22 protein-coding genes and 1 tRNA gene are annotated in these 21,702 nt (G+C 67.4%); 11 read left to right on the forward strand and 12 right to left on the reverse strand.

Annotated features, from left to right (window positions below):
* Nucleotides 1-1,162: 1,162 nt before the first annotated feature.
* Nucleotides 1,163-2,383 (reverse strand): cysteine--1-D-myo-inosityl 2-amino-2-deoxy-alpha-D-glucopyranoside ligase, encoded by a 1,221-nt coding sequence (gene mshC / locus OG474_RS40810; RefSeq protein ID WP_405059021.1) that lies wholly within the window; start codon nt 2,381-2,383, stop codon nt 1,163-1,165.
* An 85-nt stretch (nt 2,384-2,468) separates the two neighbouring features.
* A complete protein-coding gene (locus OG474_RS40815) occupies nt 2,469-3,275 on the reverse strand; it encodes an NAD(P)H-binding protein (RefSeq protein WP_405059022.1) in 807 nt (268 codons plus the stop codon).
* Between the two features lie 85 nt (nt 3,276-3,360).
* On the opposite strand from OG474_RS40815, the gene OG474_RS40820 reads away from it, so the two are divergent.
* A complete protein-coding gene (locus tag OG474_RS40820; protein WP_405059023.1) occupies nt 3,361-4,266 on the forward strand; it encodes an AraC family transcriptional regulator in 906 nt (301 codons plus the stop codon).
* On the opposite strand, the gene OG474_RS40825 is transcribed toward OG474_RS40820, so the two are convergent.
* The 3 genes from OG474_RS40825 to OG474_RS40835 are packed head-to-tail and all read right to left on the reverse strand — an operon-like array spanning nt 4,221 to nt 6,284.
* A complete protein-coding gene (locus tag OG474_RS40825) occupies nt 4,221-5,012 on the reverse strand; it encodes an SCO1664 family protein (protein ID WP_405059024.1) in 792 nt (263 codons plus the stop codon). The genes OG474_RS40820 and OG474_RS40825 overlap by 46 nt on opposite strands.
* A complete protein-coding gene (locus OG474_RS40830; protein WP_405059025.1) occupies nt 5,009-5,584 on the reverse strand; it encodes a DUF3090 family protein in 576 nt (191 codons plus the stop codon). Before OG474_RS40830 ends, OG474_RS40825 begins: the two co-directional genes overlap by 4 nt.
* 13 nt (nt 5,585-5,597) lie before the next feature.
* Nucleotides 5,598-6,284 (reverse strand): histidine phosphatase family protein, encoded by a 687-nt coding sequence (locus OG474_RS40835; protein WP_405059026.1) that lies wholly within the window; start codon nt 6,282-6,284, stop codon nt 5,598-5,600.
* A 49-nt stretch (nt 6,285-6,333) separates the two neighbouring features.
* Between OG474_RS40835 and corA the strand changes: the two genes are divergently transcribed.
* Nucleotides 6,334-7,305, forward strand: a complete 972-nt coding sequence (corA, locus tag OG474_RS40840) for a magnesium/cobalt transporter CorA (RefSeq protein ID WP_405059027.1) — start codon at nt 6,334-6,336, stop codon at nt 7,303-7,305.
* Here corA and OG474_RS40845 read toward each other — a convergent pair.
* Together OG474_RS40845 and OG474_RS40850 are read right to left on the reverse strand one after the other, a co-directional pair.
* A complete protein-coding gene (locus tag OG474_RS40845; protein WP_405059028.1) occupies nt 7,302-8,129 on the reverse strand; it encodes an undecaprenyl-diphosphate phosphatase in 828 nt (275 codons plus the stop codon). The two genes, corA and OG474_RS40845, sit on opposite strands and share 4 nt — an antisense overlap.
* On the reverse strand, nt 8,129-9,178 hold the full coding sequence (locus tag OG474_RS40850) for an LLM class F420-dependent oxidoreductase (protein ID WP_405059029.1): 1,050 nt from the start codon (nt 9,176-9,178) through the stop codon (nt 8,129-8,131). The genes OG474_RS40845 and OG474_RS40850 overlap by 1 nt, the downstream gene beginning before the upstream one ends.
* A 51-nt stretch (nt 9,179-9,229) precedes the next feature.
* Between OG474_RS40850 and OG474_RS40855 the strand changes: the two genes are divergently transcribed.
* Together OG474_RS40855 and OG474_RS40860 are read left to right on the forward strand one after the other, a co-directional pair.
* Nucleotides 9,230-10,171: an aldo/keto reductase gene (locus tag OG474_RS40855; protein WP_405059030.1), complete on the forward strand. Its 942-nt coding sequence runs from the start codon at nt 9,230-9,232 to the stop codon at nt 10,169-10,171.
* A 33-nt stretch (nt 10,172-10,204) separates the two neighbouring features.
* Nucleotides 10,205-10,390 (forward strand): DUF5703 family protein, encoded by a 186-nt coding sequence (locus OG474_RS40860; RefSeq protein WP_405059031.1) that lies wholly within the window; start codon nt 10,205-10,207, stop codon nt 10,388-10,390.
* 18 nt (nt 10,391-10,408) lie between these two features.
* Here OG474_RS40860 and OG474_RS40865 read toward each other — a convergent pair whose 3' ends face one another.
* Entirely contained in the window at nt 10,409-11,149 is a 741-nt protein-coding gene (locus tag OG474_RS40865; protein WP_405059032.1) for a GNAT family N-acetyltransferase, read from the reverse strand.
* Between the two features lie 58 nt (nt 11,150-11,207).
* Between OG474_RS40865 and OG474_RS40870 the strand changes: the two genes are divergently transcribed.
* Nucleotides 11,208-12,260, forward strand: coding sequence for an enolase C-terminal domain-like protein (locus OG474_RS40870; RefSeq protein ID WP_405059033.1), 1,053 nt, complete (start codon nt 11,208-11,210; stop codon nt 12,258-12,260).
* On the opposite strand, the gene OG474_RS40875 is transcribed toward OG474_RS40870, so the two are convergent.
* Nucleotides 12,252-13,451, reverse strand: a complete 1,200-nt coding sequence (locus tag OG474_RS40875) for an MFS transporter (protein WP_405059034.1) — start codon at nt 13,449-13,451, stop codon at nt 12,252-12,254. The two genes, OG474_RS40870 and OG474_RS40875, sit on opposite strands and share 9 nt — an antisense overlap.
* 73 nt (nt 13,452-13,524) lie before the next feature.
* Here OG474_RS40875 and OG474_RS40880 point away from each other — a divergent pair, with 73 nt between their 5' ends.
* Both OG474_RS40880 and OG474_RS40885 read left to right on the forward strand, forming a co-directional pair.
* On the forward strand, nt 13,525-14,385 hold the full coding sequence (locus OG474_RS40880; RefSeq protein WP_405059035.1) for a LysR family transcriptional regulator: 861 nt from the start codon (nt 13,525-13,527) through the stop codon (nt 14,383-14,385).
* Between the two features lie 42 nt (nt 14,386-14,427).
* Nucleotides 14,428-15,063: a lysoplasmalogenase gene (locus tag OG474_RS40885; protein ID WP_405059036.1), complete on the forward strand. Its 636-nt coding sequence runs from the start codon at nt 14,428-14,430 to the stop codon at nt 15,061-15,063.
* Here OG474_RS40885 and OG474_RS40890 read toward each other — a convergent pair.
* Genes OG474_RS40890 through OG474_RS40900 form a run of 3 tightly spaced genes read right to left on the reverse strand, consistent with a single transcriptional unit; the run spans nt 15,023 to nt 17,327 of the window.
* On the reverse strand, nt 15,023-15,442 hold the full coding sequence (locus OG474_RS40890; RefSeq protein WP_405059037.1) for a VOC family protein: 420 nt from the start codon (nt 15,440-15,442) through the stop codon (nt 15,023-15,025). The two genes, OG474_RS40885 and OG474_RS40890, sit on opposite strands and share 41 nt — an antisense overlap.
* Before the next feature lie 58 nt (nt 15,443-15,500).
* Nucleotides 15,501-16,814 carry a M20/M25/M40 family metallo-hydrolase gene (locus OG474_RS40895; RefSeq protein ID WP_405059038.1) on the reverse strand — a complete coding sequence of 438 codons (1,314 nt, stop codon included), beginning with the start codon at nt 16,812-16,814 and terminating at the stop codon, nt 15,501-15,503.
* 12 nt (nt 16,815-16,826) lie between these two features.
* The gene (locus OG474_RS40900) at nt 16,827-17,327 is read right to left on the reverse strand and encodes a VOC family protein (RefSeq protein WP_405059039.1); all 501 of its coding nucleotides are present in this window, start codon (nt 17,325-17,327) and stop codon (nt 16,827-16,829) included.
* Between the two features lie 117 nt (nt 17,328-17,444).
* Between OG474_RS40900 and OG474_RS40905 the strand changes: the two genes are divergently transcribed.
* The 4 genes from OG474_RS40905 (at nt 17,445) to OG474_RS40920 (ending at nt 21,551) form a co-directional block, all read left to right on the forward strand.
* Nucleotides 17,445-17,530: transfer RNA gene (locus OG474_RS40905), tRNA-Leu, on the forward strand.
* An 874-nt stretch (nt 17,531-18,404) separates the two neighbouring features.
* The gene (locus OG474_RS40910) at nt 18,405-19,346 is read left to right on the forward strand and encodes a DUF4326 domain-containing protein (protein ID WP_405059040.1); all 942 of its coding nucleotides are present in this window, start codon (nt 18,405-18,407) and stop codon (nt 19,344-19,346) included.
* A gap of 48 nt (nt 19,347-19,394) precedes the next feature.
* Nucleotides 19,395-20,321, forward strand: a complete 927-nt coding sequence (locus tag OG474_RS40915) for a hypothetical protein (protein WP_405059041.1) — start codon at nt 19,395-19,397, stop codon at nt 20,319-20,321.
* Between the two features lie 60 nt (nt 20,322-20,381).
* A complete protein-coding gene (locus OG474_RS40920; protein WP_405059042.1) occupies nt 20,382-21,551 on the forward strand; it encodes a DUF4062 domain-containing protein in 1,170 nt (389 codons plus the stop codon).
* Nucleotides 21,552-21,702 lie beyond the last annotated feature (151 nt).

Raw genomic sequence — 21,702 nt, forward strand, 5'->3', positions numbered from 1 at the left:
GGATTCGGGGGGCGTAGGCGGTGGCTGGGCACTTCGTCTGGGCAGGAACCCCGCCTTCCCGAATGTGCTCGTCCCATCCGGCCGCTCGGATTCGGCCGGACGCGGTCGGCGGTGGCTGGTCGCCGCTGCGGCCGGTTTGACTGAGGCGGGTGGCTGGGGTGGTCTGTGGCTGGGCCGGATGGTTCGGTCCGTGACCACGGTTGCGGTTGCTTGAGCTTCCGGGCTGTGGTTTCCGCCGACGACGAGGAGGCCTGTCAGCTGACCCGCCGCCGCGGTTGACCATGGCGGTTCGGGTCGTCTGCCGGCCTGCGGAATTTCGATGGATATCCGTCCAGATTGCCCCTTCTCTGCCCAAATATTGAGGGGAGAACCAGCAACTTGCGGGGAGATCCCCTCGTTTCTGCACCGCAACCGAAGCCCGGAAGCTCAAACAACCGCAAGCCGCGCCCGCCCGCCTCGCCATCCCCTCAACCACGCACCTGCCCCGCCACCCGTCTCAGGAAATCGGCCGCAGCGGCGACAGCCACCGCGCACGTGCCCGGCCTGTCCGGTGCGGCGCGAATCGGAGGCACCGACTATCTTTGCGGGGACCTCCTGCCACCCAACGGCAGTAGATCCCCGCAAACAGGCACTAACCGCCACCAGCCACAGATCCACGGGGAGCTGCTGCCACCCAGCGGCAGTAGGTCTCCGCAAACACGCGCTCACCCCGCCCAGCCACAGATCCACGGAGACCTACTGCCAAATACCGGCAGCAATCATCCGTGAACCCGCACCTACCCCCGCTAATCGGTAATAAAGCGGCGCCCGGTGACGAAACGTTCCCGACTAGTGCGCTTCGAGGCCGCAGCCATAGCCCAGAAGCTCAAACAACCGCAACCGTGGTCACCGGCCTCGCCATCCCCCTCAGCCACGCACCTGCTCAGCCACCCGTCTCAGTGAATCCGGCCGCAGCGGCGACCAGCCACCGCCGACCGCGTCCGGCCGAATCCGAGCGGCGGGACGGGACGAGCACATTCGGGAAGGAGGGGCTACTGACCAACCCCAGTGCTCAGCCACCGCACGACGCCCGCACCGGCCGACCATGCCAACTCGCCTTTGCGGTGATCTGCTGCCTCTCAGCGGCAGTAGATCCACGCAAAGGCGCGATCAGCAGCAGGGGCTAGAGCTTGATGCCGAGGAGGGCGTCGAGAGCCTGGGCTACTACGGCGGGCGCGGCGGGGTCGTCGCCGTTGGACTCGGACCAGGTGTCTACGGCGGACAGGGCCGCGACGGTGTCCAGGTCGTTGGTGAGGGCTGCGCGGATGGCGTCGACTGTGGCTGCGCCGTCGGGGGCAGAACCGCGGCCCAGGGCGCCTCGCCAGAGGTCTAGGCGGGACTGGGCCTCGGTCAGGCCTTCGGCCGTCCAGAACCAGTCGGTGCGGTAGTGGTGTGCCAGGAGGGCCAGGCGAATCGCCATTGGGTCGGTGCCGGAGAGGCGTTCCTTGGAGACCAGGACGAGGTTGCCCTTGGATTTGGACATCTTCTCGCCGTCCAGGCCGACCATCGCCTGGTGGACGTAGGCACGGGCAAACGGGTGCTGGCCGGTGGCCACCTGAGCGCCGCTGGCGGACATCTCGTGGTGCGGGAAGATCAGGTCCGATCCACCGCCCTGCACGTCGAACGACATACCGAGATGCTTCAGCGCGATCGCCGAACACTCAACATGCCAGCCAGGACGACCTCGGCCGACCGGCGAATCCCACGACGGCTCGTCCGGGCGCTCGTGGCGCCACAGCAGGCTGTCCAGGGGGTCGCGCTTGCCGGCGCGGTCCGGGTCGCCGCCGCGCTCGGCGAAGAGGGCGGTCATGGTCTCGCGGTCGTAGTTCGACACTCCCCCGAACGCCGGGTCGGCCTTCACCGCGAAGTACAGGTCGCCGTCGACCGAGTAGACCGCACCGGCCTCCTGAAGCTCCTGTACGGCGGACGCGACCAGGTCGATGGACTCGACGACGCCGATGTAGTGCTGCGGCGGGATCACCCGGAGCGCGGTCATGTCGTCGCGGAAGAGCTGGATCTCCTTGTGGGCCAGCTCGGTCCACTCGACGCCGGTCGCTGCGGCACGCTCGAGCAGCGGGTCGTCGACGTCGGTGATGTTCTGCGTGTACAGCACCTCGTAGCCGGCGTCGCGCCACAACCGGTTCACCAGGTCGAACGTGACGTACGTCGCCGCGTGGCCCATATGGGTCGCGTCGTACGGCGTGATGCCGCACACGTACATCCGCGCGGTGCTGCCGTCGACCGGCTGCACCTCGACCGGTCCGCCGGAGGCGGTGTCGTGGAGGCGCAGCCGCCGGGCGGGGCCCGGCACGACCGGGATGTCTGGAGTAGTCCACGCCTGCATGGTCTGGAGCTTATGTCAGCCGTGAATTGACCGGCACGACACGGTTCCATTCCCCGGTCAGGTCCGCGTGCCGCACCCAGGTCCGTTACCCTGCCCAGACCCGCTCGGCGTACGCGGTGAAACTCCCCGCCGGCCGCCCGAGCAACCGTTCGATGTCGTCGGCCGGCGTCGCCAGATGGCCCTCGAGCATGATCTCGAACAACGCGTTCAACTCGTCCGCGACCTCCGCCGGCCAGCCCAGAGCGAGCAGGTCGGCGCGATACTCGGCCGGCGTCTGCGCGACGTACTCGATCGATCGTCCGGAGACCTTGCCGATCACCGCCACCGCCTCCGCGAACGTGAGCGCCTCCGGCCCCGACAGCTCGTAGGTCCGGCCGTGATGCCCCGGCGAGGTCAGCACCTTCACCGCGACCTCCGCCACATCCTCGATGTCGACGAACGGCTCCCGCAGCTCACCGGCCGGCAGCGCCAGCCGCCCCGCGAGCACCGGCTCATGCCAGAGGTCCTCGTCGAAGTTCTGCGCGAAATTGTTCGCGCCCAGGATCGTCCACTCGGCCCCGGAAGCCCGAACCACCCGCTCCCCCTCGGCCATCCCCGCGCCGAACCGCCCAACGGCCGCGTCCATCCCACGCCCCGAGAGCGCGACAAACCGCCGTACACCAGCTGCCACGGCCTGCTGAACAAACGCCTCGATCGGCTCTGGATCATCCGGCGCCACCAGATACACCGCTTCCACATCCTGTACGGCGTTCGCCCACGTACCGCGATCCGTCCAGTCGAACCGGGTCTCCCCCGACCGCGACGCCGCCCGCACCGCAATCCCCTCGGAACGCAGCCGTGCGACCACTCGACGGCCCGTCTTCCCTGTCGCACCCAACACCAGAATCGTCATACCCAGAGTCAATCGGGCAATTGCCACCGACCACATGGGCAATCGGACCGCCCGCATGCGCCTGCGGCCCACCTAGGCTGGTGCGGTGGATCCCCTCGACGACCTTCTGCGCGGTCTGCGGGCCGAAGGCGCTGTCCTCGGTACGCCGGTACTCGCCCCGCCGTACGCGCTGCGTTTCGTCGACGGCGCGGCCATGACGTTCTGCGCCCCGCTCCTCGGCACCGGCTGGATTGTTGCCGAGGGCGTCGAACCACAGCAGGTCTTCCCAGGTCAGACCGCGATCGTCCGCGGCCCGAAGCACTTCCTGTTCACCGACGACCCGAGCCGCGCCGGCCCGACCGTCGACGTCCGCTGCGACGGTCGCGTCGACTCCCCCGGGCCGATCGACCACGGCACAGTCCTGATGGCCGGCGCTTACCACGTCCGCCAGGAACTCCCCCGCAGGCTGGTCGACGAGCTACCGCCGCTGGTCGTCGTCGCCGAGGACCACGACTGCACGCCGCTGCGCGAGTACCTGCAGGAGCGGATCGCCGCCGGTGCGCTCGGCCGCCATGTCGGGCTCGACCGGCTGCTGGACTGGTTGATGGTCTGCTGCCTGCGCGACTGGTTCGAAGCGAACCCGCCACCCTGGTACGCCGCGATGGGCGACGAAGTGGCCGGTCCGGTCCTGCAAGCGATGCACTCCTCCCCCGCCACTGCCTGGACGCTGGCCAGCCTCGCCGAACTCGCCGCCGTCTCCCGGACAACGCTCGTACGGCGATTCACCCAGCTCACCGGGCAGGCGCCGCTGACCTATCTGACCGAGCTCCGGATGACACTGGCCGTCGACCGGCTGACCGAGCCCGGCGCCACCGTCGCGGCGGTCGCCAGACAGGTCGGGTACGCCGACGCGTTCAGCTTCAGCTCGGCCTTCAAGCGTGAACGAGGGATCAGCCCGAGCACCGCTCAGAAGGCCGGCCAGGGAATCGCCGGCCAGTCCTCGCTCGGGTAGGGATACGAACCGCTCTTCAGCAGCGTCGAGCACCGCTCGCGGGTCGCGGTCAGCTCAAGCGTGGTGATCAGCCGGCCGAGTTCCTGCCCGAGACCACCAGCCAGCCCGTCCGCCAACCGCCGTACATCCTCGAGGAGATCCGGCGCGATCGGGTCACCGGCCCAGCCCCACAACACGGTCCGCAGCTTGTCGTCGGCGTTGAAGGTCAGTCCGTGGTCGACGCCGAACACGCGGCCGTCGCCCGGGTTCAGGACGTGGCCGCCCTTGCGATCGGCATTGTTGACCAAGGCATCGAACACGGCCATCCGCTGCAGCGACTGCGTATCGGCATGCACCAGCGTCACCGGGTTGTGCCGTCCGTCCAGCGCATCCAGTACGCCGACCCAGCCGGAAGGCACGCGGCCTTGCGGAACGATGTCGACCAGCTCGGTCTCGCCCGCGGTGAGCTCGACCTCGTCGATCCACAGCTGCACCATGCCCTCGCCGAGCGGCCCGTCCCGCAGCAGCGTCGGCGGCACGATCGACCAGCCGAGCGCCTCCGAGACGACGTACGCCGCGTATTCGCGCTCGGCCAGCGTCCCGTCCGGGAAGTCCCACAGCGGCCGCTCACCCTGCACCGGCTTGTAGACGACAGTCGCCGTCTCCCCGCGCAAGCTGACCGAACCCTGATAGGTCCCGTTCGACGCAGCCATCAGCCGGCCATGCAGGGAAAGCTCCCCACGGGCAAGCAAATTTGGATCGGTCATTCGGGGAGGTGCCTGCGGTAGCCGTTGGCGCGGGGGCAGATGTGGCCTTCGGGGTCGATCGGGCGCCCGCAGAACGGGCAGTTCGGCCGGCCGGACGCGACCAGCGCCACCGCGCGCCGGGCGAATGCCCGGGCCTGCTGCTCGGTCAGCCGGACCACGAACGCCTCGCCGTCCTCGGACTCGAGCACGGCCGCGACCGGATCCTCGTCCTCGAGCTCGACCTGCTCGGTGGCGACGACCGAGAACACCTCGATCACCACCCGCTCCGCGTCGGCCTCCCAGGCCAGCGTCATGGTGCCGGCCCGGAACTCCTCCTCGATCGGCTGCTCCAGCGGGTCGGTGTCATCCGGCCCCAGCGGCGTCAGCGGCTCCCGCTCGAAGCGGCGCGCGACCTCGTCCAGCATCACGTCCAGCCGCTCCGCGAGCGCCATCACCTGTTCCTTCTCACAGGCCACCGAGGTCAGCCGGACACCGGCCCGGGCCTGCAGGAAGAACGTTCTCGCACCGGGTTCCCCCACGGTGCCGGCGACGAACCGCTCAGGATCGTCGTAGGAATGAACAACGCGTGCCATACCCAGAACCCTATTACCGTCCGCCTACAACGGCGTCCGAGGACTGCTTTTTGGTCGTTTTTCCCTTGGCCGGCGGCTTCGGGATCAGGGACGCCAGCTCGCTGCCGGTGTCGTTCAGCCTGACCAGGAAGGGGCGGGTCTTGGTGTAGGTGATGATCGTGGTCGAAGCGGTGTCGACGACGATCCGCTGGAAGGTGTCCAGATGCTGGCCAAGGGCATCGGCCACGATCGCCTTGATCACGTCGCCGTGCGAGACCGCCACCCAGATCGCGTCGTCCGGCAGGAGCGCGTTCTGCGCGCGGATCGCGTCGACCCCACGCTGCTGCATGGAGCGCATCGATTCGCCGTTCGGGAAGGTCACCGCCGACGGGTGCGCCTGGACGACCGCCCACAGCGGGTCCTTCGCCAGGGTCGAGATCTTCTGCCCGGTCCAATCGCCGTACCCGCACTCGGTCAGCCGCCGGTCGGTCGCGGGCCGCAGCCCAGGGTGCTGCTTGGCGATGGCGGCCGCGGTCTGCCGGCAGCGCTCCAGCGGGGACGTGACGATCGCGGCCAGCGGCAGTCCCGCGAGCCGCTCGGCGACGGCTGCGGCCTGCTGGGCCCCGGTCTCGTCCAGCTTCACACCGGGCGTCCGCCCGGCCAGAGTGCCGGATGTGTTCGAGGTACTGCGGCCGTGCCGAACCAGAATCACCGTGGGCATAGCGTGCACGGTATCCGGTCCCGGCAAGTCGCGGTGCCATGATGGTCCGGTGATCGTGGATTGCGGCGTGTACGCCGAGGGCGAGCGGCTCGATCTGCCGAAGGAACCCGAGACCGTCGCACAAGCCATCGGCGCCGACAACCTCACCTTCGGCTGGGTCGGCCTGCACGACCCCTCCGACGCCGAGATGCGCCGCGTCCAGGCCCTGTTCGGCCTGCACGAACTCGCCGTCGAGGACGCCCTCCGCGCCCACGAACGTCCCAAGGTCGAGCGGTACGGCGACGCGCTGGTCGTCGTACTGCGCACCCTCTGGTACGTCGACGAGGGCGACCAGGTGGAGACCGGACAGGTCAGCGTCTTCGTCGGCCCCCAGTACGTCGTGACCGTGCGGCACGGCGACGGTGCCGAACTGTCCACCACCCGGCAGGCGCTCGAGGACCGGGCCTCGATGCTCGGCCACGGCCCGGGCGCCGTCCTGTGGGCGGTCTGCGACTCGGTGGTGGACGGCTACGAAGAGGTCGCCGACCAGGTCGAGATCGACGTCGACGAGGTCGAGTCCTCGGTCTTCTCGCCGGAGCGCACCAGCGACGCCGAGCGGATCTACAAGCTCAAGCGCGAGGTCCTCGAGATGCGCCGGGCGATCTTCCCGCTCCGCGAGCCGATGGAGGCGTTCTCGCACGGCGCCCCCGGGATCAACCGGCACGCTGCGGCCTTCTTCCGAGATGTGACCGACCACGTCACCCGCGTGTCGGAGCAGACCGACGCTCTCGACACCCTGCTCACCTCAGCGCTGAACGCGCACCTGGCCCGCGTCTCGGTCCAGCAGAACGACGACATGCGCAAGATCTCGGCCTGGGTCATGATCGCCGCAGTGCCGACCATGCTGGCCGGCATCTACGGCATGAACTTCGATCACATGCCCGAACTGCGCTGGCACTTCGGGTACTACGCGGTGCTGCTGCTGATGGGCAGCGTCTGCGGAACGATGTACGGCTTCTTCCGCAAGGTCGGTTGGCTCTAGGTTGCCGTGATCGTGCTGGTGGCGAGCAGGATCAGGATGACGATGCCGACCAGCACCCGGTAGAAGGCGAAGACTTCCGTCGTGTGCTTGGCCACGAACCGGACCAGCCACGCCACCGACGCATAACCGACGATGAAGCTGACCACCGTCCCGACCAGCAGCGGTACGGCGCCCACGTGGCCGCCGAGTGCGTCCGGCAACTCGAACACCGCGGCCCCGACCAGGGCCGGAATACCGAGCAGGAAGGCGACGCGGGTCGAGGCGACCCGGTCCAGGCCGCGGAACAGACCGGCCGTGATGGTCGCACCGGACCGCGAGACACCCGGGATGAGCGCCAGGCACTGCAGCAGACCCATCACGATGGCGTCGGTGAGGGTGATCTTCTCCAGCGGGCGCTTCTTCGACCCGAGGCGCTCGGCCGCGACCATGAAGAACGACCAGCCGATCAGTGATCCCGCCACCCACCACATGCTGCGCAGCGGTCCGGAGATCAGGTCCCGGGCGAGGAATCCGACGATGCAGATCGGCAGCGAGCCGATGATCACGTACCAGCCCATCCGGTGGTCGAACTCGCCGCGGTACTCGGGCTTAGTGAGTCCGCGGAACCACGCCACGGCGTACCGGGCGATGTCCTTCCACAGGTAGACCACGACCGCCGCGATGGCGCCGAACTGGATCACCGCGGTGAACGCGGTCACGCTCGGGTCGTCGATCGGCAGGCCGAGGGCCTTCGACGCGATGGTCAGGTGGCCGGTGCTGGAGACCGGCAGGAATTCGGTGAGCCCCTCGACGATGCCGAGGATGATCGAGTCCCAGATCGTCACTAGCTACCCACTCCGGAGAGCTCGAGGGCCTCGGCGAGCACGCGGATGTCGGCCAGCCGCTGCTCCACGGTCGACGCGAACGGCGTGACCGCCACAGTCGTCGTACCGGCCTCGGCGTAGGCGGTCAGCTTCTCGGCCAGCCGCTCCTTGCCGCCCAGCAGCGAGATCCCGTCGATGAACCCGTGCGGTACGGCGGCCATCGCGTCGCGGTGCTGCTTGGCCAGGTACAGGTCCTGGATCTCCTTGGCCTCGTCGGCGTAGCCCATCCGGACCGCGAGGGCGTTGTAGAAGTTCTTCTCCCGGCTGCCCATGCCACCGATGTACAACGCGGCGTACCCACGGATCGGGTCGGCGGCGGCCTCCAGGTCGTCACCGGTCATCAGGGGAACCGAGGCGACGACGTCGAAGCCGTCCAGCCCCAGCTGACGAGACTCGCGTCCCGTCTTGATGTGATTCAACTGCTCTCCAAGATAAGCGGGGTCGTTGAGGATCCCGAGCCAGCCATCGGCGATCTCGCCGGCCAGCTCGAGGTTCTTGGGGCCGACCGCGGCCAGGTAGACCGGCACGTGGTCGCGGAGCGGGCGGCTCGACAGCTTCAGCGCCTTGCCCGGCCCACCGGGCAGCGGCAACTCGAAGTGCTCACCGTGGAACTCCACCGTCTCGCGCCGCAGGGCGGCGTTGACGATGGCAACGTACTCGCGGGTGCGGGCCAGCGGCTTGTCGAACCGGACGCCGTGCCATCCCTCGGACACCTGCGGCCCGGACACGCCGAGGCCGAGCCGGAACCGGCCACCGGACAACCGGTCCAGCGTGGCCGCGGTCATGGCGGTCATGGCCGGCGTACGGGCCGGGATCTGGAAGACCGCCGCGCCGACGTCGATCGTGGTCGTCTGGGCGGCGATCCAGGTCAGCAGCGTGGCGGCGTCCGAGCCGTACGCCTCCGCTGCCCAGGTGACCGAGAAACCGAGGGACTCGGCCTCTTTGACGAGCTTGAGATGGTCCAGGTGCTCGTCACCGAAGACGAAGCCGATGTTCAGTCCGAGTCGCATGACTGGCGAGCCTATCCAGCCGTTGTCGGTGGCCCGCAATAGGCTCGACCCATGCAGCAGCGCTATCTCGGTCACAGTGGTCTGGCGGTGAGTCGGCTCGGCCTGGGCACCATGTCCTGGGGCCGCGACACCGACGAGCACGAGGCGCGCGAGCAACTCGCCGCCTTCGTGGCCGCCGGTGGCACCCTGATCGACACCGCCGCGGCGTACGGCGACGGTGACAGCGAGCGACTGATCGGCACCCTGCTCGGCGACGTGGTCGAGCGTGACGATGTGGTGATCGCCACCAAGGCCGGGTTCAGCGTCCGGCGTGGCGAGCGGATCACCGACACCTCGCGGGGCTCGCTGCTGCGCGACCTGGACGCCTCGCTGAAGCGGCTGGGCGTCGACTACATCGACCTGTGGCAGCTGCACACCTGGTCCGACGACGTGCCGCTCGAGGAGACGCTGTCCGCGCTCGACTACGCCGTCAACTCCGGCAAGGTCCGGTATGTCGGCGTCTCGAACTACGCCGGGTGGAAGGCGGCTCGCGCGGTGACCTGGCAGCAGGCGTGGCCCGGCCGCGCCGTACCGGTGTCGAACCAGGTGGAGTACTCACTCCTCGCCCGCGACGCCGAGGCGGACGCGATCCGCGCGGCCGGCGGGCTGGGGATCGGCGTGCTCGCGTGGTCCCCGCTTGGCCGCGGTGTGTTGACCGGCAAGTACCGCACCGGCATCCCGGCGGACTCCCGGGCGGCGTCTCAGCATCTGTCCAGATTCGTCGACCCCTACCTCGACGGCCGTGGTTCAGGCATCGTTGAAGCGGTGGCACGCGCCGCGGACGGGCTCGGCTGGACTCCGCTCGAGGTCGCGCTCACCTGGGTGCGGGACCGGCCCGGCGTGTCGGCGGCGATCGTCGGCGCCCGGACGGCGATGCAGCTGAAGTCGGTGCTGGGTGTGGAGGAGCTGACTCTGCCGCCGGCCATCGTGGCGGCGCTGGAGGATGTTTCGTGAGGTTCTACCGGTTGAAGTAGCTGGAGGGTGCGGATGGCCGAATACGAGCTACAGCAGTTCGAAGTCTCCCGGACGGAGTCGCGTGGCGCGGTGCGCCGCCTGCTCACCGAGTACGCCGAGTACGGCGGCTGGGAGCTGGCCCGCCTCCGCCGGTATCCCGACGGCACCCGCCGGGTCTGGCTGCGCCGCCGCGTCATCAAGGTGCTGCGCACCTTCTGAGGGCCGACGGTCGACGCGCTAGACGTCGTGCCGGACCCAGACGTTCGGCTCGATGTAGACGGCGCGGTCGTGCTCCAGGCTGGCCTCGACCGGCACCAGAGCACCCGGTACGACGACGGGGCCGGTGCTGTCGAACGGCAGGCCGGTCCACTCGCGCCACTCGGCGAGCGAGGCGGCGACGACCATCGACGCGGTCGCCACCTTGATGATCTTGCCGCCGGCGCGGACGTGGACCCGCAGCCACGGGTCGACGGGGAGACCGTCGTCGCGGGTTTGAGCGGCGTACTGGGTCATTGGGAGGTGGGCGTCGGTCTTGCCGTTCGGGCGGACCGGCGCGTAGAGGGCGGTGTGGCCCTTCGCCTTCACGGCGTCGCGCATGCCCGCGACCATCCGGTGCGACAGGCCGCGCCCGTGGTGCGACGGCTTGATCATCACCTCGAGCGCGCTCGACACGTTCGTCTCACGGCCGAGCCGGTGGTCCTCGATCCCCCACTGCAGGACCTGGTCCCAGCCTCGCGACGGCAGCTCGGTGCGGCCTTCGATGCCGAAAGCGAACGGGAGGCTGCGCGCGTGCGCGACCAGCTCGCCGTCCTCGGTCGCGACCAGGCACTGGTCTGCGAACTCGCGGCTCACGTGACCGATCAGCGCGTCGCCGATCAGGTCCTCGAGCATGAAGCGCGGCCAGACCTTCCAGAAGTTTCCCAGCACGCTGGTGATTTCGGGGCGCTCGGCAAGTGTGGTGATCACGATCTCGGACATGCTCCGCAGTGTGACATCACCGTCCGGAGCTCGACATCCCCATTTCTGGAGGTCCTCGATGACGCTCTCCCAGCACGTGATCAGCGCGATCAGCCTGGTCCAGGTCGGCGCCCGCTTCCTGCGCAACGTCGGGCGGAACTCCCTGCGCGACCACAAGGGCAGTGGCGCGCTCGAGACGGCGTACCTGGTGGAGACCTCGCGTGGCGCTCGTGGTTGGGGGCTGCCGCTCGGCCCCGGCGACCCGGGCGCACTGATCGGCCGCTCGGTAGCCGAGCTGATCGACCCGGCTGCTGGTGTGATCGCGCCCGACGCGTTGTTCCTCGATTACGCGCTGCATGACCTGGCCGCGCGGATCCTCGACGTACCGGTGTATGTGATGCTCGGGGCGGCCGGCTCGCCGCAGGTCCGGTGCTACAGCGGCGGGATCTACTTCGACGATCTGGACTCCGGGTTCGACGTGATCGCTCGGAATCTCAAGCAGGACGAGGCTTTCGGCTTCCGCGACTTCAAGCTGAAGGTCGGCCGCGGCTACCGCTGGATGCCCGCCGCGGAAGGGCTCGACCGCGATATCGCCGTCACCCGGCTGACCCGCGAGCTCTACCCGGACGCCGCGATCATGGTCGACGCCAACGACGGCTATTCGGTCAACACCCTGATCGACTTCCTCGCCGCGGTCGGCGACTGCGACCTGTACTGGCTCGAGGAGATGTTCGCCGAGCGCCCCGAGGACCTCGCCTTCCTCCGCGAGCACCTCGCCGGCTTGCCGACCCGGCCGCTCGTGGCCGACGGCGAGTACTCACCCAACGTCGACCACATCCTCGGCCTGGCCCGCAACGGCCTCATCGACGTCGCGTTGATGGACGTCGTCTCCCACGGCTTCACCGCCTGGCGCCACACCATGCCCAACCTCGCGGTCAAGGCCTCTCCGCACGCCTGGGGTCTGCCCCTGAAGACCCTGTACGCCGCCCATCTGGCAGCCGGCCTGGGCAACGTCGACATCATCGAAGGCGTCCCCGCCAACACCCTCGGCACCACCGACAACGGCTACACCCTGGCGGACGGCTTGTTGACCCTGGCCGATCGCCCCGGCTTCGGCATCGACCTAGCCTGACACCCCAGCCGCTCGCTCGGCGTGGCGCTGTCGGGTGGTTGCGGACCAGCCCACCGCGACGGCGACCAGGGTCGTCAGGAGGCCGGCGCCGATCAGCGTGCTCTCCGCACCGACGGCCGCGATGATCGATCCGCCGACGAGCAAGCCGGCCGAACTGCTCGCGTTCACCACCACCGACTGTCCAGACAGCAGCGCCCGCCGGTCGGCTCCGTCCGAGGACCGCGTGATCATCGCCGAGATGGCCGCGATGCCCCAGACAACCACCATCCCCGACAGGCACCCGAGGATCGCGACTCCCTCCGGGCTCACCCACAGCCCCATCCCGATCCAGCACAACCCCACCACCGCCCACGCCACAGCCGCGAGCGGTACGGCGGGCACCCGCCTGATCACGTGCACCGCGACGAGCGTTCCGGCCAACGCGCCAACGCCGTACCCGCTCGTCCCAGCCGCGAGATAGACACCCGGCCGCCCCCGCTCGGCCCCGATCACCGACAACCCCAGCGTGAACGCGAACCACGTCACGCACCCCGTCCCCCGAATCACCCATCCGAGCGCCACCGCACGCCGCCCCACCAAACTCCCGCGGATCGACGGCGCCACTCCCCCAACTCGACCGCCCTCGCGGCGGATCCCGATACACACCAGCCCACCGATAAGGACCGCAACCGCCTCCACCCACAACAGCGCGTTCGTGATCCCCGCAGCGACCGCCACGGCCCCCAGCACCGGACCCACCACCATGCCCACCCGCCGTACACCGTCCTGCCAGGTCAGCAGCACGACAGCCTTTCCCGGCGCCCACCGATCCCCGACATCCGCGAGCAGAGCCGTCCTACCCGGCGTACCCAAGGCATCACCGCACCCCAACAGCAGCCCGCCGGCAACGAGCAGCCCGGGCGTGAGCAACCCAAGACCAGCCGCAGCCGGCACCATCGCCAACGCGACGGCGGTCACCACCGCGACCACCGCCAACCGCGCCCCCGAATCCACCCATTGCCGCGCCCGCCGACCCCACCAAGGAGACAGCAACACCGGTACGCCGGCCGCGCCGCCCACCAGGCCTGTCGCGGCCACCGACCCGGTCTGCTGCAGGATTACCAACGGCAGCGCAACCTGCGTGAACCGCATCGCCAGGTCGGAAACCCCACCACTCGCCAACAGCACTGCCGCCTCGCTCCGAGCTCTCATGTCCTTGATTCTTTGGCGTTTCAGCTCCCCCAGGTAGGCAGTGCAACCTGAACCCTTGCCATAGCCTGTCCCTATGAGCTCATTACCCGCAGTCGAGGATCTCCGGTTGGTCCAGGCGATCGTGCGCACGGGCGCGGTCGGCACTGCAGCCCGCGAGCTCCGCATCTCCCAGCCCTCCGCCTCCCAGCGCCTGGCCCGGATCGAGCGCCTCTGCGGCACCAAACTCTTCGAGCGTGACACCCGCGGCGCCCGCCCGACCCCGGCCGGTGCCGAGCTCGCCCGCCGAGCCGACCACATCCTCGGCCACCTCGAGGACGTGTACGACGCCACCCGCGCAGCCGCCTCCGGCCGCCGCCTCGTGATCGGTACCTTCGTCAGCCTGGCGCCGATCCTCTTCCCGGTCCTCGACGCCGACCTCCCGGACACCGACATCGAGCAGCAGGTCGACCACGGCCACTTCCTCGTCGAACGCGTCGCCGAAGGCACCATGGACGCCGCCTTCATCGCCATCGCCGAGCAGATGACCCTGCCCCGCGGCACGATCGCCCGCCGGGTCGGCCGCGACGACCTCGTCCTTTTCGTCCCTTCCGGCGTCGACCTCCCCGGCCACGGCAAGCAACCACTCAAGGACCGCCTCGTAGCGTTCTCGACGTACGACCGAGGCAGTGAGGAGGTCCAGTCCCGCCTGGTCGCCCTCGGCGCCGCCGCCCGCCGCGGCGTCACCCTCGGAACCACCGTCGCGATGGCACGCCGCCGTTCCCACCTGGCCCTCGTCCCCCGCAGCGCCCTAGCCACCGAACTACGACCCGGCGAGCAGCTGGTCCCAGCCCCCTTCCGCTATCGCCTAGTCCTGTCCGTAGTCACCTCGCCAACGCCACCAAAGGTGCTCATGCGCTACCTGCCCCAGCTCCGGACAACGTTGAACTTGTCGTGAACAACGGCCCGCCCGGCCGATTTGTGCGGCAGACTCGGCCCCATGAACCTGGGGCGGCTGGCCACTGACCGGCGACGGCTGACGGCGTTCTGGAGCGCGGCGGTCATTCAGACCGTCGCCGTGGCCGCCGACATCAAGGTCCTGCGACAGAGCAGCAAGGTCGCGCTGATGCCGCTGCTGCTGTCCTGGACCCGCAGCCAACAGGCACATCCCTTGCTGCAGGCCGCAATCCTCGCCTCGGCCGCCGGCGACCTACTCCTGGAGACCCGCTTCGAGCTCGCCGGCATGGCCGCCTTCGCCGCCGCCCACGCCTGCTACCTGGCGTTCTTCACGGGCCGTTCCGGCACGCGGGACTGGCGTGTTCTCGCCGTGTACGGCGCCCTGTGGGGAGCGCTGATCGCGGCCCTCTCCCCCGGTCTCGGCAACCAGAAGATCCCCGTCGCGGCGTACGCTTTGTTGCTCACCGCAACGGCCGTCGTCTCCCGTTGGCACAACCCGCGTTCAGGCCTCGGCGGTCTGCTCTTCCTGATCTCGGACGGCCTGATCGCGCTCCGGATGTCCGGCCGGGACTTCCCCGGCCGCGGCGCCCTGACGATGTCGACGTACGCGGCCGGTCAGTATTTCCTGACCTCAGGAACTACTTCGCGAACACCTGAGCGTCATCCGCGAACGCCTTGAACTCCAGCGCGTTCCCCGCCGGGTCCAGGAAGAACATCGTCCACTGCTCGCCCGGCTGCCCCTCGAACCGCACATAAGGCTCGATCACGAACTCGACACCGGCCTCGCGCAGCCGCGCCGCCAGCTCCTGGAACGTCTCCACGGCCAGCACCAGCCCGAAATGCGGCACCGGTACGTCGTGCCCGTCGACCGGATTGTGAATCTGCTTGGTCCGCTCCGGCGCGACATGGGTCACGAACTGGTGGCCGTGCAGGTTCCAGTCGATCCAGGTGTCGGAGCTCCGGCCCTGCTCGAGCCCGAGGACCTTCCCGTAGAACTCGCGCGCCGCGTCCAGATCGTCGACGGGCATGGCCAGGTGGAACCGCGGCACCTCGGGCATCGGCGTACCTTCCTGTGTCTGTTCTTTGTCAGGCCGTGTCTTGTCGGGCTCTGTGTGGTCAGGCTTTGGCGAAGAACTGGTCGAGCACCCGGGAACCGAACTCCAGCGAGGTCGTCGGGACGCGCTCGTCGATCCCGTGGAACATGCCCATGAAGTCGAGGTCCGGCGGCAGTTGCAGCGGCACGAAACCGAAGCAGCGAACGCCGAGCCGGCTCCACGACTTGGCGTCCGTACCGCCCGACATCAGCAGCGGCGCCGTACGGCTCTGCGGGTCTTCGGCGGCGAGGCACGCCTTCATCGCCTCGACCAGATCACCGCTGAACTCGGTCTCCAGCGCGATGTCGGTGACCACGGTCTCGCGGGTGACCTTGTCGCCGAGCAGCTCGTCGATCGTCGCGTGGAACTCGTCCTCGAACCCCGGCAGGAACCGCCCGTCGATGTGCGCCTCGGCCTCACCCGGAATCACGTTCACCTTGTAGCCGGCGTTCAGCATCGTCGGGTTGGCCGTGTTCCGGATCGTCGCACCGAACATCCGGCTGAAGCTGCCCAGCTTCGCGAGCGTCTCGGTCATGTCCTCGGGATCGAGCTCGACCCCGAGCACCTCCTCCAGCGTGTTCAGGAACTCCCGCACCGTCGGCGTGATCCGCAACGGCCACTGGTGCCCGCCGATCCGGGTGACCGCCTCGACCAGGTTCGTGACCGAGTTGTCGGTGTTGATCATCGACCCGTGACCCGCCGTACCGCGGGCCTTCAGGCGCATCCAGTCCATGCCCTTCTCGGCCGTCTCGATCAGGTACAGCCGCAGATCGTCCTTGACCGTCACCGAGAACCCGCCGACCTCACCGATCCCCTCGGTGCAGTCCGCGACCGCCTCCGGATGGTTGTTGATCAGCCACTGGGCGCCGTACACGCCGCCGGCCTCTTCGTCCGCCGTGAACACCAGCCGCACCGGCCGCCGCGGCTTCACACCTGCCCGCTGACGCGCCCTCACCACCGACAGCACCATCGCGTCGAAGTCCTTCATGTCGACCGCGCCGCGCCCCCACACGCACCCGTCGAAGATCTCCCCCGCGAACGGATCGACCTTCCAGTCCTTCGGATCAGCCGGTACGACGTCCAGGTGTCCGTGCACGAGCAACGGATCGGCGCTCTGGTCCTGGCCCTCCCAGTGCGCGACCAGCGTCGCCCGCCCCGGCTCCGACTCGTAGATCGTCGACTCGATCCCGACCTCGTCGAGCTTCGCCGCGACATACTCCGCCGCCCCGCGCTCCCCCTTGCTCTTCCCGTTGCCGTAGTTCGTGGTGTCAAACCGGATCAGTTCACTACACAGCTCGACCACTTCGGCATCAGCGCTGTACGACGGACTAGTCATGCGGCCATCCTCTCAGAGCACGCTCAACCCATACATCTCCCCCAGCGGATCCGAAATCAGCTCCACCCGGGTCCCGTCCGGATCCCGGAAGTAGATCGACGTACCGCTCTCCTCCAGGTACTCGATGCCCGCCTCATCAAGCCTCGCCTTGACCTCGCTCCACCGCTCCGCCTCCATCGAGATCGCCATGTGGTGCAACCCACCCAGCACCTCCGCGTACGCCCCCAGCTCCAGCCCCGGAAAGTCGAAGAACGCCAGCAGGTTCCCGTTCCCGATATCGAAGAAGAAGTGACTCGACCCCTCGTAGTCCCGGTTCCCCACGATCTCCGTCAACGGAAACCCCAGCACCCCCTGATAGAACCGGATGGTCGTCTCCACATCCGCACACAACACCGCCACATGATGCAGCCCCCGCGCCGTACTGGCAGCCCGATCGCTCTGCAGATACTCCCCCCGCAACCGCTCCCGCTCCGCCTCAATCCCTGCCACATCAACAGTCGCCACAGCACCCACACCCTCTCCTTGAACTTCGAACTACCCCCATCAGACACCCCCACCGCCCCGATGTGAATTCCACCCAGGTTGTTTGCTACTGTTCTCCGGTCGGCGCCACTAAGGCGCAGACCACCTGTCCGGGTGGCGGAATAGGCAGACGCGCTAGCTTGAGGTGCTAGTGCCCTTTACGGGGCGTGGGGGTTCAAGTCCCCCCTCGGACACACCAGCGGTGCATACCCGCAACACCAGAAGTACCAAGTAAGTCGGCTCCGTGAAGCGCTTCAGCGCAGCACGGAGCTTTCTCACGTTCCGGCACCGAGGCGCCTCTCATGAGCGCCCACGTGGCACCCTTGGTGCCGCCCCGCCGCGATCTCAATTCGGCAACAAAGCAGTCCGCCGGCGCCCCGACCCGGACCGCGCTTCCCCTGCCTGCACTGGCGATCCGACGCACCTCGACAGCCGTCTACGGTCTCTCGAGCATCGACAACCGCGGCCGCCTCGCCGACAGCAAAATCATGCGCGCTCTCGCCTGGACACCCGACCTCCAGGTGGCAATCACCGCAACACATGGAGTGTTGATCATCACACCCGACGTGACGGCGAGCCTCCTCCGGAGCACAAGCTCCTGATCTCGGATGTCCGTCAAAACGGGTCAGTCCCAACCAGTCGCCGCATTGAACCGCGCCATTGGACTGTCATACGCCGTATCTGCTCACACGTAGCGCAGCCGAACGTCGCCGAGCACCACACACTGGCAAGCGAGTCTGCATGTGTGTTCGATCCGTACGGCGCCTCACGACGGGAATCGCCGAATTGGCAAGCCTGGCTCGCCGTGACCATTACCAATCAGGTTGTGTAGCGCACACGATCACCCGATGCGCGAACCCCTCGTAACTACGGTGCGCACACCCGTCCCGCACCACAAGCGAGCATCGCGAAAACTGATGCTTAGTCGGGCTGATTGGTTGGCAGGAAACAATCGCTTGATATGCGCTAGTAGGCCATTTGCCGAGTTGCGGGGCAAGCCATCTCGCTGCACCATGACTTGATGACACGGGGTAGGTCCAACGTATACGGAAGAGGAATCGCGCTTCGATGAAGGTTGCACTTACTGATATCAAGGTTGTCGACCGCCATCGCACCAACCTCGGTGACGTTGACTCACTTGCGAGCTCAATGAGCGAGATCGGGCAGCTCCAGCCAATCGTCCTGACCGGAGAACTGCGACTCATCGCAGGTGGCCGACGGCTAGCCGCTGCTAGATCACTCGGCTGGTCACAAATCGAAGCGAATGTCGTCGAAGACCTCGTGGGTGCGGCCGATCTGCTGCGAGCCGAGCGAGACGAGAACACTTGTCGCAAGGCGTTCACCCTGACTGAGGAACACACCCTCTATGAAGCCCTGCTGTCGTTGACGGTAGCCGACGTCAGGACGCCAGGTCGTGGCTCTGCCGTATCCAGCAAGGATCGCGGCGCCATTGCAGAGATCGTCAGCGGAAGCGCAGGCCGCTACAAGACGCTCGAGAAGGTGGGTGAGGTCAAGCTCATCGCCGAAGACGCGACACAACCCGAGCGGGTGCGGCAAGCCGCGCGTGCTGCTCTCGAGGAGATCGACGAAACCGGCAACGTGTCAGGAGCCCGGATGCGCGTGCGCATCGTCGAGCGTGCTGAGGAGGTAAAACGGCACCTGGACGTGTCGACGTGGACACTCGAAGAGCAACAACTGTATGGCGAACTGAAAGCCGGCGGGACGGTTGTGGTCAGCATGCGAGAAATCCACGCCAACCTCGTCAACTGGGCGAAGGCCAACGGATCCTTCCTCGCTGTGGACCGCAGCACGGAGTGGGGAAACCCGTTCGAGCTTCCATACGACGGCGATCGGAGCACGGTTATCCGCAACTATGCGGATCACTACCTGCCGAACAAGCCTTCACTTCTGAGCAGGATCGGTGAGCTTCGCGGCAAGGCACTCGGCTGCTGGTGTGCACCCGAGGCGTGTCATGCCGACGAATTGAGGCGATTGGCGGCGCAGCAATGAGGCTGGAGCGGTCTCCGCACGCCGACCGGATGAGCAGCCGGTAGCGTCATGATCCTCGAAGACTTCGTCATGCTTGGCACGACGGTCCCTGAGCCGAACAGTGACCAACGAGTCTTCGTTTGCTCCGCGGGAGTCAGCGCGGAGCTTGGTAGCTTGATCCGCATCTATCCGCTCGCCCGCCGGAACGCTCCGCACCGATGGGGTGTCAGCCGGGTACAGCTCGAACGCAATCCGGCCGACAGCCGCAAGGAGTCCTTCCGCATCGCAGGGAATCGCGATCAGAACCACCATCAGTGGATCAACTATCGGTTCGAGAAGGCCGCCAAAGACGTCGGTGCATCCGCGCGAGCGAGTCTGTTGGCCCGGCACACGATCGGCAGTATCCAGGAAGCCAACAAAAAGCGATTGAGCCTGGCCATCCTGCAACCGGACTCGATGGTGCTCGACTTCGAGGAGAACGTCCGCTCTGCAGCATCAGCACCCCAGATGACCCTCTTCGATGCTGGCGAAAACGAATCTGCCTCGGGAGCCCGGAGCTTCCGCTGGATGCCCCGAATCAGATTCCGCGACGAGTGCGGAAATCACAATCTGATGCTCCGAGACTGGGGAAGCTTCGAGCTTCAGCGAAAAACCGACGAGCCCTACTTCCGCAACAATCTCAGTGAAGCGCTCCACCTCGGGCCGTCATCATCTTTGCTTGTCGGCAACATGAACAACCAGCGAAACACATGGCTTGTCATCTCAGTACTTAACAACATCCGAGAACCCGAGACGCTCTTCGACTCACTCCTGCCCGACCCGGTCGAACTTGGCGCGGAAGCACGCAGACGAATCTACGAGCGCGACAACTGGCAATGCTCGCGCTGCGGATCCGATGCCGATCGCCTGGACGTTCAGGCCGTGACGAGCCAGGCTGCCAAAGGCGATGGCAGCGAGTACGCGACGGTCTGCACCTCCTGCCGCGCACCGTCGTAAAGGCCTTCCTGCGCAGGCAAGAAGGTAAGTAGTCGGGCGGGAGTCGCGTACGGTACTGAGGTGATCGTTGACACAACAGCAGCTGCACGTCGCGCAGACAGCGGGCTTGTCACGGAGTGGCTCGCCAATCAGCGGATCTTCATCTCGAGTGCGATGGCCGACACGATCGCGGCGAGAGCTGGTGTTGCGCAGCAGATCGAGAATTTAGGCGCTCAGGCCGTCTGGTTCGAGGAGTTCGGCCGAGATGCGGACGCCGAGGAGGCCTACCTCAGCGAGTTGGACTCCTCGACGGTGTACGTCGGCATTCTCAACGAGGTGTACGGCCGGCCGAACCCACCAGATGGCGATTCAGCGACGGAGATCGAGTATCGCCGCGCCCGGGAGACCGGCAAGCGCGTGAACGTTTACGTGGCGGCCAACGCGCCGAACCGCGAGGGCGTACTTTCGCGATTCATCGATCGGATCCGCTTCTTCGTGACTACAGAGAGCTATACCGACGACGACGACCTGGTACGGCGGGTGGGCAGGCGCCTTGAGGCACTCGCCGCAGAGGCGCTGTCGCCTTGGATCAAACTCGGCGGCTTCGTATTCCGCGCTGACGAGATCACCGACACCGGCAGCACCATCACGATCCGAGCACGTGTCTCCGAGGAGATCGCCCACTTCGTGCGGTCCGTACGTGACCAGCCCTACCATCGCGAGCGCCTTACCTTCGTATCGCGGACCCGAGTCGCCGTCGCAGAACTCAGCGGCGCCCAGCACACAACCCGAGCCGGCGGCACTGACGAGATCACCATCGAACTGACCAAAGCCGAGTCTCGCCTGGGCGACTCCATGCGAGTCAGCACGGGCGGGTACGGACCGGACGATCTCGTCGAACTCGGTCTGCAAGAACTCTTATTCGGTACACCGATCCCAGGCGATCTGGGCATGCTCCGCGGGCTCGCGACCACCGGAATCGACCCCAGCGACCTGCGCCAGGCATTCGACTTGCCGAACGAGTTCGCCGAGGCTGTGGTCCGCCTGGTCCTCACCGAAGGACTCGTCGGCACCGGCCATGCCCAACGGTTGATCTCTCTGGCTGTCGGACCGCGATCGGGCGACGTTCGCCACATTGCCATCGAGTGGGAAGAACCGAAGGTCTACGTGAACGTCCAGCCCCAGCGACGCCGCATCGACGGCGAATGGCGCCGTGGATCCATCTCCGGTACTCCACAGAACCATCGGTAGCCACGAGCCCGCCGATCTCTGCAGCAACGGCAATCCCTCGAAACAGCGTACGGCCGACGCCAGATGCGACGGCGACCGGAACCCTCCCCAGTGCTCGGCGTCGTTCCACATGACACCAAGAATCCAGTTCGGGCACGCCATCTTCGTCTTT

The sequence above is a fragment of the Kribbella sp. NBC_01505 genome (assembly GCF_045040285.1).
Lineage (GTDB): Bacteria > Actinomycetota > Actinomycetes > Propionibacteriales > Kribbellaceae > Kribbella.